Origin of the sequence: Microbacterium oleivorans (genome assembly GCF_023715745.1) — a bacterium.
Classification (GTDB): domain Bacteria; phylum Actinomycetota; class Actinomycetes; order Actinomycetales; family Microbacteriaceae; genus Microbacterium; species Microbacterium oleivorans_D.
This window is the reverse complement of sequence record NZ_JAMBOV010000004.1, coordinates 109,634-127,100: the sequence shown is the minus strand read 5'-3', so window position 1 is coordinate 127,100 and position 17,467 is coordinate 109,634. Positions and strand designations below refer to the sequence as shown.

General features: G+C 69.5%; 14 protein-coding genes. 4 read left to right on the top strand and 10 right to left on the bottom strand.

Annotated features, from left to right (window positions below; translation table 11 throughout):
* The first annotated feature begins 53 nt into the window (after window positions 1-53).
* Window positions 54-3,752, top strand: coding sequence for a choice-of-anchor I family protein (locus M3190_RS11430; RefSeq protein WP_251581639.1), 3,699 nt, complete (start codon window positions 54-56; stop codon window positions 3,750-3,752).
* Between the two features lie 23 nt (window positions 3,753-3,775).
* Here the strand turns inward: M3190_RS11430 and M3190_RS11425 are convergent, their stop codons facing one another.
* From M3190_RS11425 to M3190_RS11395, 7 genes are all read right to left on the bottom strand, one after another.
* Window positions 3,776-4,969 carry a thiolase family protein gene (locus tag M3190_RS11425; RefSeq protein WP_251581637.1) on the bottom strand — a complete coding sequence of 398 codons (1,194 nt, stop codon included), beginning with the start codon at window positions 4,967-4,969 and terminating at the stop codon, window positions 3,776-3,778.
* A 57-nt stretch (window positions 4,970-5,026) separates the two neighbouring features.
* Window positions 5,027-6,877, bottom strand: coding sequence for a hypothetical protein (locus tag M3190_RS11420; RefSeq protein ID WP_251581635.1), 1,851 nt, complete (start codon window positions 6,875-6,877; stop codon window positions 5,027-5,029).
* A 97-nt stretch (window positions 6,878-6,974) separates the two neighbouring features.
* Window positions 6,975-8,165, bottom strand: coding sequence for a bifunctional 2-methylcitrate synthase/citrate synthase (locus M3190_RS11415; RefSeq protein WP_251581633.1), 1,191 nt, complete (start codon window positions 8,163-8,165; stop codon window positions 6,975-6,977).
* Between the two features lie 22 nt (window positions 8,166-8,187).
* The gene (gene prpB / locus M3190_RS11410) at window positions 8,188-9,087 is read right to left on the bottom strand and encodes a methylisocitrate lyase (RefSeq protein ID WP_251581631.1); all 900 of its coding nucleotides are present in this window, start codon (window positions 9,085-9,087) and stop codon (window positions 8,188-8,190) included.
* Between the two features lie 160 nt (window positions 9,088-9,247).
* A complete protein-coding gene (locus tag M3190_RS11405; RefSeq protein WP_251581629.1) occupies window positions 9,248-10,774 on the bottom strand; it encodes an MmgE/PrpD family protein in 1,527 nt (508 codons plus the stop codon).
* On the bottom strand, window positions 10,771-11,436 hold the full coding sequence (locus tag M3190_RS11400; protein WP_251581627.1) for a GntR family transcriptional regulator: 666 nt from the start codon (window positions 11,434-11,436) through the stop codon (window positions 10,771-10,773). Before M3190_RS11400 ends, M3190_RS11405 begins: the two co-directional genes overlap by 4 nt.
* 97 nt (window positions 11,437-11,533) lie before the next feature.
* Window positions 11,534-12,121: a TetR/AcrR family transcriptional regulator gene (locus M3190_RS11395; RefSeq protein ID WP_251581625.1), complete on the bottom strand. Its 588-nt coding sequence runs from the start codon at window positions 12,119-12,121 to the stop codon at window positions 11,534-11,536.
* A gap of 66 nt (window positions 12,122-12,187) precedes the next feature.
* Between M3190_RS11395 and M3190_RS11390 the strand changes: the two genes are divergently transcribed.
* The 3 genes from M3190_RS11390 to M3190_RS11380 all read left to right on the top strand — a co-directional run bounded on the left by M3190_RS11390 (window position 12,188) and on the right by M3190_RS11380 (window position 14,577).
* Window positions 12,188-13,165, top strand: coding sequence for a zinc-binding dehydrogenase (locus M3190_RS11390; RefSeq protein ID WP_251581623.1), 978 nt, complete (start codon window positions 12,188-12,190; stop codon window positions 13,163-13,165).
* Window positions 13,166-13,245: 80 nt separating this feature from the next.
* Window positions 13,246-14,034, top strand: a complete 789-nt coding sequence (locus M3190_RS11385; protein WP_251581621.1) for a hypothetical protein — start codon at window positions 13,246-13,248, stop codon at window positions 14,032-14,034.
* Between the two features lie 9 nt (window positions 14,035-14,043).
* Window positions 14,044-14,577, top strand: coding sequence for a ribonuclease H family protein (locus tag M3190_RS11380; RefSeq protein WP_251581619.1), 534 nt, complete (start codon window positions 14,044-14,046; stop codon window positions 14,575-14,577).
* A gap of 1 nt (window position 14,578) precedes the next feature.
* On the opposite strand, the gene M3190_RS11375 is transcribed toward M3190_RS11380, so the two are convergent.
* From M3190_RS11375 to rlmN, 3 genes are all read right to left on the bottom strand, one after another.
* Window positions 14,579-15,055 carry an NUDIX domain-containing protein gene (locus M3190_RS11375; protein WP_251581617.1) on the bottom strand — a complete coding sequence of 159 codons (477 nt, stop codon included), beginning with the start codon at window positions 15,053-15,055 and terminating at the stop codon, window positions 14,579-14,581.
* Between the two features lie 16 nt (window positions 15,056-15,071).
* Window positions 15,072-16,085, bottom strand: coding sequence for an aldo/keto reductase family protein (locus tag M3190_RS11370; protein ID WP_251581615.1), 1,014 nt, complete (start codon window positions 16,083-16,085; stop codon window positions 15,072-15,074).
* Window positions 16,086-16,194: 109 nt separating this feature from the next.
* Window positions 16,195-17,451: a 23S rRNA (adenine(2503)-C(2))-methyltransferase RlmN gene (gene rlmN / locus M3190_RS11365; RefSeq protein ID WP_439958028.1), complete on the bottom strand. Its 1,257-nt coding sequence runs from the start codon at window positions 17,449-17,451 to the stop codon at window positions 16,195-16,197.
* Window positions 17,452-17,467: the final 16 nt, after the last annotated feature.

Here is a 17,467-nt window from a genome sequence, read left to right as displayed (position 1 = left end):
CCGATAAGACGGTGGGGCGCACCTTGCCCAGCACCCCGACACCGAGGAATCCGATGCCTTCGCACGCCTTCCGCAGCACCGCCCGACGCGCCTTCGCGCTCGGCACCATCACCGCCCTCACCTGCACCATCGCCGTCACCGCCGCCACCTCGGCGACCGCCGCCGTCGTGCCCGACCCCATCACCACCTCCGCCGAGGGCGCCGCCCTGACCCTCACCCCGGTCGGCTCTTTCGAGACCGGCAGCTTCGACTCCTCCGCCGCCGAGATCGTCGCGGCCCACGGGGATCGGTTGTTCGTCGTGAACGCGCAGGCGGGTGTTGTCGACGTCCTCGACGCCGCCGACCCTGCCACGCCCACCAAGCTGTTCTCGATCGCCTCCGACGGCGTGGCGAATTCCGTCGCGATCCGTGAGGACGGGCTGGGGGTCGTCGCCATCGAGGCGACCGACAAGACCGCGCCGGGTCACCTCGTGTTCTTCGATGCGGATGCCGACACCGCCGACACCGCCGTACTCGGCACCGTCCAGGTCGGCTCCCTGCCCGACATGGTCACCATCTCGACCGACGGCGCCTACGCCGTCGTCGCCAACGAGGGCGAACCCGCCGACGACTTCAGCAGCGACCCCGAGGGATCCGTCGGCGTCGTTGCTCTTCCCGCCGGCAAGGTCGCCCCCGCGCAGAGCGCCGTCCGCATCGCGGACTTCCACGCCTTCGAGGCTGAGGGCGCCCTCGACCCCGACGTCCGCGTGTTCGGCCCCACCCCGGAGGCCGACTTGCCTGTCAGCCGCAATCTCGAACCCGAGTACGTCACCGTCGACGGCGGCACCGCCTACGTCACCCTGCAGGAGGCGAACGCGATCGCCGTCGTCGACCTCGCCTCGGCGGCCGTCACCGACATCCACGCCCTCGGGTTCAAGGACCACGGCCTCCCCGAGAACGCACTCGATCCGAGCGATCGCGACGACACCATCGAGCTCCGCACATACGAAGGACTCAAGGGCATCTATCAGCCCGACGCGATCGACTCCTACACCGCGAGTGGCACCACGTACCTGGTGACGGCGAACGAGGGCGACGCCCGCGAATGGGGCGACTACGTCGAAGCCGCCCGGGTGAAGGACCTCGGGGACGACGGTCTGTCCCCCGTCTGCGACGACAGCCCGGCCGCCGCGTTCCTCGGCGACGCCGACCTGGGCCGTCTCAACGTCACGATCGAGAACGGCCTCAACGAGGCACGCGACTGCTACGAAGAGCTGTACTCCTTCGGCGGGCGATCGTTCGCGATCTGGACCACGGACGGCGAGCTCGTCTGGGATTCTGGGTCTGGCTTCGAGGAGATCACTGCCGCCGCGGCGCCGGAGTTCTTCAACTCGAACCACTCCGAGTCGAACCTCGAAGGGCGCAGCGACGACAAGGGCCCCGAGCCCGAGAGCGTCGTCGTCGGCGAGCTGAGCGGGCGTATGTACGCGTTCATCGGCTTCGAACGTGTCGGCGGGATCGCCGCCTACGACATCACCGAACCGACCAGCCCTCACTTCGTCACCTACATCAACAACCGCGACTTCTCGCAGTCGGTCGACGACGGCGGGGACCTCGCGACCGCGGGCGATCTGGGACCCGAGAGCATCGCGTTCATCCCTGCCGATGCCTCGCCCACCGGCATCCCGATGCTCGCCGTCGGCAACGAGGTGTCGGGCACGACGACGCTGTTCGCGATCGAGGACGCTCTCGACCCGATCGACATCGACATCCTCACGATCAACGACTTCCACGGTCGCATCGAGGCGAACGGCAGCGAGGTCGGCGCCGCCGTCCTCGCCGGCGTGGTCGACGCCGCCGAGGCGGAGAGGCCGAACACGCTGTTCGTCTCCGCGGGCGACAACATCGGCGCCTCGACATTCACGTCGTTCATCCAGGACGACGTGCCCACGATCGACGCTCTGGTCGCGGCGGGACTCGATGTCTCTGCGGTCGGCAACCACGAGTTCGACCGCGGTTTCGCCGACCTCACCGGCCGCGTCATCCCTCGGTACGGCAGCGACGAGCTCGCCCTCGGAGCGAACGTCTACGAGACGGGGACGACGACGCCGGCACTCCGCGAGTACACGGTGAAGACCGTCGACGGCGTGCGCGTGGCCTTCATCGGGACGGTCACGACGGACACCGCCACGATGGTCAGCCCCGACGGCATCGCCGACATCGAGTTCGGCGACCAGCTCGAGGCCGCGAACCGCGTCGCCGGCCGGATCGCCGACGAGGACCTCGCCGATGTGACGGTGCTGCTGACCCATTCGGGGACGGCGACGTCGAACGACTGCGACGTCGTGGCATCCGACCCGTCGGACTTCGGCAAGCTGGTCCGCGGCGCATCCGGCGAGATCGACGCGATCGTGTCCGCCCACACGCACCAGACCTATGCGTGTGAGGTCGCCGGACCGGAGGGCGAGACGCGACCGGTGATCCAGGCCGCGCAGTACGGCACGGCGATGGGCCGCCTCGCTCTCCAGGTCGACCGGTCGAGCAAGGAGCTCCTGTCGATCACCGGCGCGACCGAGGTCCTCGCCGACGGCGGCTACACCGCCGATCCCGAGGTCGCCGAGATCGTCGCCGACGCGTCGGCATTCGCCGACGAGGAGGGGTCGAAGGAGGTCGGTCGCATCAGCGACGACATCCTGCGCGGGGGTACCGAAGGCTCCGACCGCGGCGTGGAGTCGACGCTCGGCAACTGGGTCGCCGACGTGTACCTGTGGGCGACGTCGAACGACGACTATAGCGGCGCGCCCGCGCAGATCGCCCTCATGAACCCGGGTGGTCTGCGTGCCGACCTGCTGTACGGCGAGGACGGTGTCGTCAGCTACCGCGAGGCCGCCGACGTGCAGCCCTTCGCGAACACGCTCGTGACGGTGCCGCTGACGGGTGCGCAGCTGAAGGCCATCCTCGAGCAGCAGTGGAAGGCGGAGGGTGAGCGCCCGAAGCTGCACCTCGGCGTCTCGGACGGCTTCTCGTACGAGTACACCGAGGTCGCGCCGCTGCCGGGGGAGACCGTCGGACGCGCGGGTGAGGTCACATCGATGACATACCGGGGCGAGGAGATCCAGCCGGACGACGTCTTCACGGTCGTGACGAACTCGTTCCTCGCGGCTGGTGGCGACGGCTTCTCGGCCTTCGCCGAGGGCACCACGCGAACCGACACGGGTCAGATCGACCTCGCCGCCACGGTCGACTACTTCGCCTCGCGTGACATCGTCGACCCGGCCCCGCTCGGTCGCGCGGTCGAGGTCACCGAGCCGACCGAGCCCGGTGAGCCGACAGAGCCCGGTGAGCCGACCGAGCCCGGTGAGCCGACCGAGCCCGGGGATACCGCCCCCTGGGCGACCGTCACGCTGAGCGCGACGACCATCGAGCAGGGCGACTCGTTCCGCGTGGAACTGTCGGGCCTCACACCGGGCCAGCAGGTCAGCGCGACGCTGTCCAGCGGGCCGCTCGTGATCGACGGTATTCCCGCCGCGGATGCCGACGGCCTCACCGCGTTCACGGTCACGATCCCGGGCGACTTCGCGACCGGCGCGCACACCCTCGTGTTGAGCACCGATGGCGAGGATGACATCCGCGTTCCGATCACGGTCGTCCTGGCCGGGAGCCTCGCAAGCACGGGCGGGGACGCCGGGCCGCTTGTGACGCTCCTCGGCGGCGCGGGCATCCTGCTCGTGCTGGGCGCGGTGCTCGTACGCCGGCGACGCCAGCGGACCTGACCCCGGTCAGGCGCTCGCCGTGCTCAGCCGTCCCAGCGACGCAGCAGCGCGGCGAGCGCCTGGCCGCCGCCGATGCACATCGTGACGATCGCGTACTCCGCACCCGTCCGCTGCAGGGTCAACGCGGCGCGAACCGTCAGGATCGTCCCGGTCGCTCCGACGGGGTGACCCAGTGCGATCGCGCCGCCGTACGGGTTCGTCCGTTGCGGGTCGAGCCCGGTGTCGCGTATGACGGCGATGACCTGCGACGCGAACGCCTCGTTGAGCTCGACCGTCGCGACGTCGGCGGGCGTGAGCCCCGTCTGCGTGAACAGCTTCTTGAGGGCGAGCGTGGGGGCGTACCCCATGATCGCGGGGTCGAGCGCAGCGGTCGTGACGGCCTCGATCGTCGCGAGGGCGGTGAGGCCCTCTGCCCGGACGTCGGACTCGCGCATCAGCACGGTCGCCGCGGCGCCGTCGTTGATGCCCGAGGCGTTCCCGGCGGTGACGGTCCCGTCCGGAGTGAACGCGGGACGCAGACGGGCCAACGCTTCGAGGGTCGTGTCGGGTCGGGGATGCTCGTCGACCGTCACCTCGACCGGCTTACGGCCCGTGGTCGTCGTCGGCGCGATCTCCTCCGCGAACGCCGAGCGGGCGGCATCCGTCGATGCACGTCGCTGCGATTCGAGGGCGTAGGCATCCTGCTCCCCGCGGGTGACCCCGAATCGCTCCGCGACCGTCTCGGCCGTCGTCCCCATGTGCTTCCCGCTGAACGGGTCGGTGAGCATGGCGAGGGTGCCGTCGAGCAGTCGGCGGTGACCGAGGGTCGCCCCGGACCGGGCGTCCATGTCGTAGAACGGCATCCGCGTCATGTTCTCGGCGCCACCCGCCACGGCGACGTCGATGCCACCCCAGCGCAATTCCTGCGCCGCCGACCAGATGGACTGCAGGCCCGATCCGCACAGCCGGTTCACCGTGAACGCCGGAGTGTCGTCGGCGAGACCTGCCGCCAGCGCGATGCGACGCGCGATGTAGGCATCGCCTGCCACCTGGCCGATCGTGCCGACCACGACCTCGCCGACACGCGCCGGGTCGACGCCTGATCGGCCGAGTGCCGCCGTCACCGCCTGCGCGCCGAGTTCGTGCGCGGGGGTGTCGCGGAACGCACCGTCGAAACGTCCGACGGGGGTGCGAGCACCGGCGACGATGGCGATGCGCTCGGATGAGGTATCCGTCATCCCCTCATGCTCGCAGACCGGCCGCCGCCCGGACAGGGCGACGACCGGTCTGACTGGTCAGCGCTTGGCGGAGACTTCCAGTCTGACGAAGGCGGAGGCTTCGTCAGCGACGAGCAGGGTGGGCGTGACGATCGTCGATTGACTCGTCTTCCGCTTTCCCGACATGGCGGTGTAAGCCGTCTGCCGCGTGATGACGTCAGAGCGGTAATTCGCGTCGAGCTGGGACAGGAGCTGGGCGAAACTCCGCGGCTGCGGTCGCTCGAAGTAGTCGTCCGGGTCCGGAGCGAACAGCTCGAACTGGTAGGCCGTGCGTACATCCTTGGGCACCCTGACAGTGAAGGTGCCGTACTCGGTCACCCTCGTCGCGCCGGGGGCGGGCTTGAGGACCGCGCGGAATGAGTAGGACTTGCCGCGCTCGACGTTGGAGACGACACCGGTCGGAGCGACGTTCACCCACTTGCCGCTCCTGAGGATCTGCACGCCACTGAAGGACGCGGCACGATAGTCAGCCTCGAATCGACTCAGGACGTTGACGGACAGGATGCGGACATCCTCGAACGGATTCCCCTGAAGCGAAGCGACGTCGTTGGCGACATCATCGCCCACCAGGTAGGGCAGTTCAGCCAGGCTGGCGTACCGGTTGGTGTTCTTCAAGGTCGCTGTCGCGCCGTCGGCCCGTCGATACTGGATGGTCCACTCGATGCGAGCAGACCCGGCCTGCTCATTGTCGAGCATGCGGACGGCTTCCGCAGCGAGCTGCGCGTACGCGGCAGCGGCGATGAAACCGGGCTCGGAGACCTGGGTGGTCACCGCGGTGCGGATGTCGCCGACGGCGCTCGACGTCCGAACCGGGATCGTCGTCGCACCCGCACCGAGCACACCGCGGACTCCCGCGAGCCGGTCGTCGACGAGCTTCCCCTTCACCTTGCCGATGGCGCTGATCAGCTTGTACGACCCCATCAGGTCGGGCACGATGCGCGCGGCGGACGCCCCGTGGATGTTGGCGACGAGCTTCGAGTTGCCCATGTTGGGGTGGCCGTACGCGAACACCTCGTTGCCGCAGACGGCGGTGACCGTGCCGACACTCGCCTCGGTCACCGCGCCGTACCCGTAGGAGACGGCGATGTTGCCGCCCGCGACGATCGAGTAGTCGGATGCCCGCCTCTCTCCGCCGGGGACGGCGCGGCCGGTCGCGGTGACCCCGCGGAACCCCGTCACGCGATCGGCGAGCGCGTCCGTCTCCTCGTCGAGCTGGGCGGCGGAGGCGCCGATCGTCACGCGGACCGGTTCGATCCGGTTCAGGGTGCTGCTGGCGGGGGCGCTGCGGCGCGCCGACGGCGCCGCGTCGGCGAGGCGCTCGACCGTCTGCGTCTGGGAGGCGCTGAGCTTCTTCGTCGTCGGCAGGGTGCCGAGCGTCTTCATGTACGCTGCGGGCGTCACACCGGCGACATTGTCGGGGAGTGCGCTGAACCCGTACGAGACGGCACCGATGAGGGCGCCGTTCGCGTCGTAGACCGGTGACCCAGAGGCGCCCGCCCACACTCCTGCGGCAAGCGATCCGTCAGTGCCGTTGACGACGTCACCGTCGAGCTTCACGAGCAGCAGGTCGCGGGGCTTGCCGTTCGCGTCCGTTCCGAGCCCGTTGTCGAGCTTGCCGACGTACTCACCGGTGAAGGTCGTGGGCGTCGTGCCCTTCGTCGTAGAGCGCCAGGTGATCTTCTCGCCGTCCTTCAAACCGCTGATCGGCGAAATCGCGAGACGCTGCCCGGGCAGATCGCAGAACAGCCCCGGGTCCTCGGAGACGGCGTTAGCCGGCGCCGCGGTCAGCGAGCCGATGAGGACGGCGGTCACGGCGGCGGCAAGCGCGATGCGCGCCGCCCCCCGCGTCCGCCCAGGACGTACGGTCATGGATTCCCCCCAGGGTCACGCGCCGGGGAGAAATGGGCTCGACCCCGGTCACACAGGACTCCTGGATACCACGTCCGGGCGTCCGCCGTGGGGACGATCAGCCCGCCGCTTCCTCCGGCCGCTCCAGCACCTCGACATCGGCGGCATCCGGAACGTACCCGTCGACGTGGCGCTCGTCGGCACCGTCGTAAGCGGACAGGGGCCGGATGAGGGCGTTGGATGCCTGCTGCTCCATGATGTGCGCCGTCCACCCGGTGATCCGCGCCGCGATGAACAGCGGCGTGAAGGTGAGCGTGTCGAAGCCGATCAGGCTGTACGCGGGACCGGAGGGGTAGTCGAGGTTCGGGTAGATGCCCTTGCGTGAGACGAACTCGGACTCCAGCGTCTCGTACAGCTCGGCGACATCCGGGCGGTCGTAGTGGGCGACGAGCGCGTCGAGCGCGGCCTTCATCGTGGGCACGCGGGAGTCGCCGCGCTTGTAGACGCGGTGGCCGAAGCCCATGATCTTCCGCTTGGCGGCGAGCGCTTCGTCGAGCCACGGCACGACCGCGTCGGCCGCGCCGATCTCGTCGAAGATGTGCATGACGGCCTCGTTCGCACCGCCGTGCAGCGGTCCCTTGAGGGCGCCGACCGCGCCGACGACCGACGAGTACAGATCGCTGAGGGTCGAGGCGATCACGCGGGCCGTGAAGGTCGAGGCGTTGAACGAGTGCTCCGCGTAGAGGATCATCGAGCGGTTGAACGCGTCGACGACGACCTCGTCCGGATCCTCGCCGAAGGTCATCCACAGGAAGTTCGCGGCGTAGCCGAGCTCTTCGCGCGGTTCGACGAGGTCCTGACCGCGACGACGACGCTGCCCGTAGGCGACGACAGCGGGAAGGATCGCGAACAGACGGATGCTGCGGTCCAGATTCTCTGCCGGTGTCCCCGCGGCGTCGAGCACGTTGTCGATCCCGGCCGTCTCGAATGCTCCGAGCAGGCTGACGACGGTGCGGGCCTCGTCCATCGGATGGGCCGAGACGGGCATGGCGTCGATGAAGGACCGGACGTCCTCGGGGAGTGCGCGGTTCGCCCGCTCGACCGCGTGGAGTTCGGCGAGCTGGTCATCGGTCGGAAGTTCGCCGTGCCACAGCAGGTAGGCGACGGCCTCGAAGGACTGCGTCGCGGCGAGTTCTTGGACGGGGTACCCGCGATAGAGCAGCGAGTTCGTCTCGGGGTTGACCTTGCTGATCGAGGTCGTGTCGGCGTAGACGCCCGCGAGACCCTTCTTGATGTCGGGGTCGGTCATGCTCGCTCCTTTTCCTCGACCGTCATCGGTCGATCCGGAAGGTGAAGACGTTCGTGTCGAAGTGGTTGTACGACTCGTAGTCGATGAGGTCGTACAGATCGGCGCGGTGCTGCATCTCATCGAGACGCGACGTGAGGTGCCCTTCGTCGATCAGCGTATCGAGCGCACGCTCGGCGGCGCCCATCGCCATCCGCAGCAGCGACACCGGCCAGATGACGATGTTCACCCCGACGTCCCGCAGCTGGTCCACCGTGAACAGGTCGCTCTTGCCGAACTCGGTCATGTTGGCGAGGATCGGCACGTCGACGGCGGCGCGCACGGCCGCGAACTCCTCGAGCGTGCGCATCGCCTCGGGGAAGATCGCGTCGGCGCCGGCGTCCACCAGCTTGCGGGCACGGTCGGTCGCGGCATCCAATCCCTCGACGGCACGGATGTCGGTGCGCGCGATCACGAGGAAGTTCGGGTCGCGACGCGCGTCGACAGCGGCGCGGATCCGCTTGAGCGCTGTGTCCTCATCGACGACCGCCTTTCCGTCGAGGTGGCCGCACCGCTTGGGGTTCACCTGATCCTCGATGTGGGCCCCGGCGATGCCGGCGTCCTCGAGCGTCTGGATCGTACGGGCGACGTTCATCGGCTCGCCGAAGCCGGTGTCGGCGTCGATGATCGCGGGCAGCTCGGTCGTGCGGGCGATCTGCTGACCGCGCGCCGCGACCTCGGTCAGCGTCGTCAGCCCGATGTCGGGGAGCCCGAGATCGGCGGACAGGACGGCGCCCGAGATGTAGACGCCCTCGAACCCCTTCCGCTCGATGAGGCGGGCCGACAGCGGGTTGAACGCTCCGGGGAATCGCAGCAGCTCCCCCGAGGCGAGCCGCTCGCGGAACAGGCGGCGCTTCTCGTGCGCCGGGGTCTGTGCGTACAGCATCAGCGGGTCCCTCTCTCGATGCGACCGCGTTCCGAATTCAGTCCCGACCGATGCCGCATCTCACCGTGCGTCCCGGAATCGCGGGTTTCCGCAGCCGGACGACGATCGGCTCCCGAGAGCAGGGACTGGATGCCGAACGCGCGGCCGACCACGCTCTCCATCAGAAGAGTCCCTTCGGGGCGGGGGCGGCCGCGAGAACGCCGGGCGCGGCCACGAAGTCCAGCTGACGGACCTCGTCCGCGGTGAGTTCGGGCAGGCGCTGCACAAGTGCGAGGAACCGCTCGATCTCGGCGGCCTCGAGCACCGGCTCGGCCAAGAGGCGGAATTTGCGGATGTAGTCCTCCCGCGCGAACGGTCTCGCCCCCAGCGGGTGCGCGTCGGCCACGGCGATCTCGTCGATGACCGTCGACCCGTCGGTGAGCGTGATCTCCACACGCCCGCCGAACGCCTTCTCGTCAGGATCCTCGGAGTGATAGCGCCGCGTCCACTCGGCATCCTCGGCGGTCGTCACCTTGTGCCACAGGGCCACCGTGTCGGGGCGGCCGGCGCGCTCGGGCGTGTACGAGTCGACGTGGTGCCAGCCGCCGTCCTGCAACGCGACGGCGAAGATGTACGGGATCGAGTGGTCGAGGGTCTCGCGGGATGCCGTCGGGTCGTACTTCTGCGGATCCCCGGCGCCCGAGCCGATCACGTAGTGCGTGTGGTGGCTCGTGTGCAGGACGATCTGCGCGACGTTCGCCGGGTCCCGCAGCTCGGGCCGCTGGGTGCCGAGCTTGCGGGCGAGGTCGACCCACGCCTGCGCCTGATACTCGGCCGAGTGCTCCTTGGTGTACGTGTCGAGGATGCCCCGCTTCGGCTCCCCCGCAGCGGGGAGCGGAACCTCGTACGCGGCGTCCTTGCCGTCGAGGAGCCACGCGATGACGCCGTCCTCGCCCTCGTAGATCGGGGACGGCGAGGTCTCGCCGCGCATCGCACGGTCGACCGCCTCGACGGCCATCTTCCCGGCGAAGGCCGGCGCGTGCGCCTTCCACGTCGAGATCTCGCCCTTGCGCGACTGACGCGTCGCGGTCGTGGTGTGGAGCGCCTGCCCGACGGCCTGATAGATCGTGTCGACGTCGAGCGCCAGCAGCGTTCCGATCCCCGCGGCGGCCGACGGGCCGAGGTGGGCGACGTGGTCGATCTTGTGTTTGTGCAGGCTGATGGCGCGGACGAGGTCGACCTGGACCTCGTAGCCGGTCGCGAGCCCTCGGACGAGCGCGGCGCCGTCTGCCCCGACGTGCTGGGCGACGGCGAGGATCGCGGGGATGTTGTCGCCCGGGTGGGAGTACTCCGCCGCCAGGAACGTGTCGTGGTAATCGAGCTCGCGGACGGCGACGCCGTTCGCCCACGCCGCCCACTCGGGGCTGGTCCGGGTCTCGTTCGGGACGCCGAACACCGTGCCGCCGTGCCCGCCGGTCGAGACGGGGTGCGAGAGCGCCTGGGTGCGTGCGGAGCTGACGGGGCGGCGGGTGAGGGATGCGGCGGCCACCGCCGCGTTGTCGATGATGCGGTTCACGATCATGTCGACGACGTCGTCCTCGACGGCCACGGGGTCGACCGCGACCTGCGCGATCTTGTAGGCGAGCTGCTCCTCGCGGGGCAGCGGCTCGTCGCTGCGGTACACGCGGACGTGGTGGGTGACGGTCATGGCGTTTCCTCCGGGATGGCGGACAGGGAGTCGAGGATCGAGGCGAGCGCGTTGTGCAGATGGACGTGCGTGGCGTGGGCCGCCAGGTCGCCGTCGCCGGCGACGATCGCGCTCGCGATGAGGCGGTGCTCGGCGACCGAGGCGGTGAGCCGTTCCGGATTGTCGCGCGCGAGTCGGCGCACCCGGACGAGGTGCGTGCGGACGGTGTGCAGCGCAGACGTGAGGTAGTCGTTGCGGACCGCGGCGTCGAGTTCGGCGTCGAAGCGGGCGATGAGGGCGTAGTACCCGTCGGCGTCCCCGGCGGGACCGCCCGCCGCCTGGATGTCGGCGAAGGCTGCGGCGAGGGCCGCGAACGCCGAGCGGTCGGGCGTGCGGGCAGCGAGCCGCGCCGCCGTCTCCTCGAGCGCGCGGCGCACGTCGAAGAGAGCGCGGATGTCGTCGGCCTCGACGCCGCTGACGACGGTGACCCGCGGCGAGACCTGTGTGACGAGGCTGTGCGCCGCAAGTCGCGCGAGCGCCTCGCGCAGTGGTGTGCGACTGACGCCGAGGCGGGCCGCCTGCTCCGTCTCGCTGATGACGGTTCCCGGGGCGAGTGCGCCCGACTGGATCTCGTCGAGGAGGGTCGCGTAGGCCCGGTCGCTGGCGCGGTTCCCGTGGCTCACTTCGCCATTGTATGCACCGCCTGAGAACTTCGGACTACTTTCCTCCTACCAACCGATCAATGTACACATTGTCTTCGCGTACGGCCGAGTGGCGGATTCAGGCTCGCCAGCCCGCGACGAGCGGGGCGACCGCATCGAGACTGCGGACCGCGGCGTCCGGATCGGTCCGGGCTATCGCCAACGCGGCGATGACGAGAGACGCGACGGCCTCGGCGAGCGGCGCCCGGGCTGCCTCGGACAGGCCGGGCCGAGCCGCGGCCACTCCGCGGGCGACGCCCTCCCGGAGCTCGTCCGCGTAGCGAGTGACGATCGCTCGCAGCTCCGGCTCGTCGTCCACGAGGGGGCCGCAGGCGGCGTTGATCAGCAGACAGCCCGACCGGGCACGCGGTGATCCGCCGGCGATGGCCTCGCGCATCTCGGCGACGTAGTCGGCGAGCGCCGTGGCCGCGGCATCCGATCGCTGCAGCGGTGCGAGGCGCCTACGGACGACCTCCTCCAGGTAGGCCGCGACTACCGCCTCGAAGAGACCCTTCTTGCTGCCGAACGCGTGGTACAGGCTCGAGCGATTGAGCCCGGTGGCCTCCTCGAGCTCGCCGATCCCCGTCTCCGCGTAGCCGCGCGACCAGAACACGTCGCGCGCGGCGCGGACGACGTCCCCGCGATCGAATGTCGCCGTGCGCCCCATGGATGCTCCTCTCAGCCGTCGGTACTATATTAGACCGATCGTTACAAAATGACGCCTGGAGGAAACATGCGCGCAGTCACCCACCCTGTCTTCGGCGAACCGGCCGACGTCCTCGAGATCACCGAGACCCCCGACCCGACGCCGGATTCGGGAGAGGTTCGCGTGCGACTGCTCGCCTCACCCATCCACAACCACGACCTGTGGACGGTCCGCGGGACCTACGGCTACAAGCCCGAGCTTCCTGCCCGCTCCGGCACCGAGGCCGTCGGTGTCGTCGAAGAGCTCGGCGAGGGCGTCGAGAATCTTCAGGTCGGGCAGCGCGTGGCCACCGGCGGCACTTTCGGCGTGTGGGCCGAGCAGTTCATCGCCCGCGCCGCGACCCTCATCCCGGTTCCCGAGGACCTCCCCGACGAGCAGGCGGCCCAGCTCGTGTCCATGCCGTTCAGCGCCATCAGCCTCATCGACTTCCTTGACCTGAAGCCCGGTGACTGGCTCGTCCAGAACGCCGCCAACGGCGCCGTCGGGCGCATGGTCGCCCAGATCGGCCGCGCACGCGGGCTCAACGTCGTCGGCCTCGTCCGTCGGAGCGCCGCCGTCACCGAACTCGCCGAGCAGGGCATCGACCGCGTCGTCGCCGTCGACACCGACGACTGGCAGGACAAGGTCGCCGAGATCACCGGTGGCGCCTCCATCATCGCCGGCGTCGACTCGGTGGGCGGCGAGTCGAGCGGCCACGTCCTCTCGCTCCTCGGAGAGAACGCGACGCTCGTCGTCTTCGGCGCGATGGACGCCCCCGTCATGCAGCTCGCCTCGGGCCCGGTCATCTTCCGCCACATCACGATCAAGGGATTCTGGGGCAGCAAGGTGAGCACCGAGATGGATGCCGCCAAGCGAGGCCGACTCTTCGGCGAGCTCGCTCAGCACCTTTCCTCCGGTGTCCTCACCCTCCCGGTGTCGGCCACGTTCCACCTCGAGCAGGCGCGCGACGCCGCCCGGGCGAGCCTGACCGCCGGCCGCGTCGGCAAGGTTCTGCTGCGTCCGTGACGCGACACGGGGTCCCGCCGACGCGGGGCCCCGTCCCCTAGGCTCACCGAAAGCGACGACGGCGGGGGGCCGAAGTGGGCATGAACGATTCGCAGGGGTCGTGGTCATCGCGGCGCCTGCTGCTCACGACCGCTGCAGCCGGCAGCGTCGCGTTCATCGTCGGCTCATTCCTGTACCTGACACTGTTGGGCACGGGCGTGAAGGCTGCGATCCTCTGGGGTCTACTGCTCACCCCCGCCATCTGGACGGCACTCATCATCGTTGTCGTTCTGGCCGCCCCGCGGACACGGGCCGCCTTCGCTCCAGCCATCGCATTCCTGCTCGCTCCCGTCGCCTCGATCCTGGCCGCCGTCTGGGAGAACGGGGGCGTTCTCTTCCTCGACGACCCGGTCGCGACGGCCCTCCTCCTCGGCCGGACGGTCGGATTCGCGGGCTCCGTCCTCGCGGGCATCGCCGTTGCACGGGGCTTCTCTCACCGCGTCAATCGCCGCGTCTGGTTCCGCACCGTCGCGATCGTCGCGCTCCTGGTCGCGATGATCGCCGTCTTCGCCCTCCCGCTCCACTTCTTCTCCGTGTACTTCTCCCTCGGTGGCACAACTCCGCAGCCCCGGCCCGAGGCGGGCTCCCGATACGTCGCCACCGTGGCGGTGGGGGCGTCGGCCGCCGTTGCGGCGATCGCCTGCGCCGCGGTCGCGCGCCGACACGCACTGATCTGGTCGGCGGCGATCACCCTCCTCCTGGGCCTGGGTGTGGCCGTCACACTGCCCGTGCCCCGAGACCGCTTCGACTTCCCGCGACCGCCGGAGCCGCCTCCGTCATGGACGTACGTCCCCTGCTACGGCGAGGGCCGCGGATGCGAGGGCGGGTAGCGTTGTCGGGTGACCGAATCCTCCCGCTATGTCGTGGCCACCGACGGCGCCTGCAAGGGCAATCCCGGACCGACGGGCTGGGCGTGGGTCGGTGAAGACGGCCACTGGGCCGCAGGCTCGATCATCCAGGGGACGAACAACGTGGGCGAGCTGATGGGACTGCTGAAGGCGATCGAGGACCACACCGACGTGCGTGACCTCGTCGTGCAGGCCGACTCGAAGTACGCGATCGACACCTACCAGAAATGGATGGACGGCCACCGCCGTCGCGGCTGGAAGACCTCGACCGGTGCGCCCACCAAGAACGTCGACCTCCTCGAGAAGCTCATCTCCGCGCGCGACGCGCGACGCGCGGCGGGACTCCCCGACGTCGTGCTCGAGCACGTCCGAGGGCACCGCGGTCACGTCCTCAACGAGTGGGCCGACGAGCGTGCCGTGCGCGGGGCGGAACACGCGGCATCCGGCAAGGAATCGGCGTGGTCATCGCTCGGAGGCTTGCACGAGAAGCTCGACGTGTCCGAAGCGCCGAAGAAGAAGCGCTGACTCAGCGAGCCTGAGACAGCAGTTCCGCCAACCGGTCGAACGCCGGCTGCTGCCCCTTCACGACCCGTTCGCGCGCCCGGGCCAGCGGCATCCACTCGGCACGGTCGACCTCGGGGAATGCGTCGCTCTTGCCTGAGCGCGGCGGCCACTCCATCTCGAACTCGCCGAAGGTGAACTCTTCGGCGTCGAAGCCGGCACCGTCCGCGACGAACACCGTCACGCGCTTGCCCGATGAGTACGAGAAGGTGCCGAGTTCGGCGTAATCGGCGTCGGGCGCGGGGACACCGAGCTCTTCGCGAAACTCCCGTTTCGCGGCATCCAGCGCATCCTCGCCGTCCTCGAGCTCCCCCTTGGGGATCGACCAGGCACCCTCGTCCTTGCTCGCCCAGTACGGTCCGCCCATGTGAGCGACGAACGCCGACACCCTGCCCTGACCGTCGAGACGGTAGAGCAGGATGCCGGCGCTGTGCGAGGCCACGGACGGGCGGCGCTCGTCAGATCAGACGGGACTTCGGCGAGACGGAGTACGTCTCCTCCGGGTCGGTGACCGCGACGGGCGCGAGCGCGTCGTTGATCGCCGCGTACGTGTCGTCGTCGAGCTCGATACCCGACGCCTTCACGGTGTCCTCGAGCTGCTCGGGACGCGACGCCCCGATGATGGCGGCGGCGATGTTCGGGTTGTGCAGCACCCACGCGAGGGCGAGCTGCGGCATCGTGACGCCCGCCCCCTCGGCGATCGGCTGCAGCTTCTGCACCGCGCTGAGGGTCTCATCCTTCATGAAGCGCTTGATCATATCGGACCCGCCCTTCTCATCCGTCGCGCGCGAACCCTCGGGGGCCGGCTGACCGGGCTGGTACTTGCCCGTCAGGACGCCCTGCGCGAGCGGCGACCAGACGATCTGCGAGATGCCGAGCTCCTCGGAGGTGGGGACGACCTTGCCCTCGATGACCCGCCACAGCGCGGAGTACTGCGGCTGGTTCGAGATCAGCTGGAAGCCGAGCTCCTTCGCGAGCGCGTGGCCGGCCCGCAGCTGCTCCGCCGTCCACTCGCTGACACCGATGTAGAGCGCCTTGCCCTGACGGACGATGTCGGCGAACGCCTGCATCGTCTCTTCGAGCGGGGTCTCGTAGTCGTAGCGGTGCGCCTGATAGAGGTCGACGTAGTCAGTGCCGAGGCGCTTCAGCGAGCCGTTGATGCCCTCGAGCAGGTGCTTGCGGGACAGACCGTGGTCGTTCGGCCCCTTGGGGCCGGTCGGCCAGTAGACCTTCGTGAAGATCTCGAGTGACTCGCGGCGCTGACCTTTCAGCGCTTCGGCGAGGACGGACTCGGCGGCGGTGTTCGCGTACGCATCCGCAGTGTCGAACGAGGTGATGCCGAGATCGAGGGCCTTGTGAACCGTCGCGATCGCCGCGTCGTTCTCGACCTGCGAGCCGTGGGTGAGCCAGTTGCCGTAGGTGAGTTCGGTGATCTTGAGGCCGCTGTTGCCCAGGAATCGATAGTTGACCATGGATCCGACGCTACTCTCGCGCCGCGGTCGACTCCGCAGCCCTTGACAGGGTTACGCCGCCGGCGGAATCACCCCTCGAACCAGACGGGTGCGCCAGGCCTGACCCGGGTCAGACCGATGCTGCCGCGGCCTGGTCCTCCTCGGTCGCGACGAGCTGCCCGCAGGCCCCGTCGATCTCCTTGCCGCGCGTGTCGCGGAGTGTCGTCGGGATGCCCGCATCGTTGAGGCGCCGGACGAACTCGTTCTGCACGTCGACGTCGGACGACGTCCAGATCGAGCCGGGCGTCGGGTTGAGCGGGATGGGATTCACGTGCACCCAGCCGCGGCCGCGGGCGTTGAGCTTCTCGGCGAGGAGATCGGCGCGCCAGGCGTGGTCGTTCATGTCCTTGATGAGGGCGTACTCGATCGAGACGCGACGGCCGGTCTTGTCGAAGTACTCGCGGGCGGCGTCGAGGGCCTCATCGACCTTCCAGCGGGAGTTGACCGGGATGAGCTCGTCGCGCAGGTGGTCGTCGGGGGCATGCAGCGACAGCGCGAACGTGACCGGGATCTCTTCCGCGCTCAGCTTGCGGATCGCGGGCACGAGGCCGACGGTCGAGACCGTGATGCCGCGCGCGCTCATCCCGAGGCCGTGCTTCTTGTCGACCATCGTGCGGACGGCCTGCATGACGCGGGCGTAGTTGGCGAGGGGCTCACCCATGCCCATGAAGACGATGTTGGTGACGCGCTCGTCCTTGTGCCCGACCTTGCGGGGGTCACCGAGGCCGCCGTCGGCGATGAGGCGGTTGGCGCGGACGACCTGGTCGACGATCTCGGCCGCCGACATGTTGCGCGTCAGGCCCGCCTGCCCGGTGGCGCAGAACGGGCAGTTCATGCCGCACCCCGCCTGGCTCGACACGCACAGCGTGATGCGCCCGGTGTACCGCATGAGCACGGACTCGACGAGCGCGCCGTCGTGCAGGCGCCACAGGAACTTAATCGTGTCGCCGCCGTCGGTCTCGAGGCGGCGCACCTCGGTCATGAGGTTCGGCAGCAGACCGCCGACGAGCTCTTCGCGGCTCGCCGCCGGAAGGTCGGTCATGTGGACGGGGTCGGAGGTGTAGTGCTGGAAGTAGTGCTTCTCGAGCTGAGCGGCGCGGAACCCCGGCATCCCGAGCTCCTTCAGCTTCTCGACGCGCGCATCGTGATCGAGGTCTGCGAGGTGCACGGGCGGCTTGCCGCGCTTGGGGCTCGCGAACTGCAGGAGCGGGCGACCCTCGGCATCCTTCGCCTGCGTCCACCCCTCGGTCGCGGGACGGACCTGCTTGGCCGTCGTCGTGCGCACGGCGGACATGCCCTCGGGGCGCGCGGGAGTGGACTCGGTCATGCCTTCCAGGCTACCG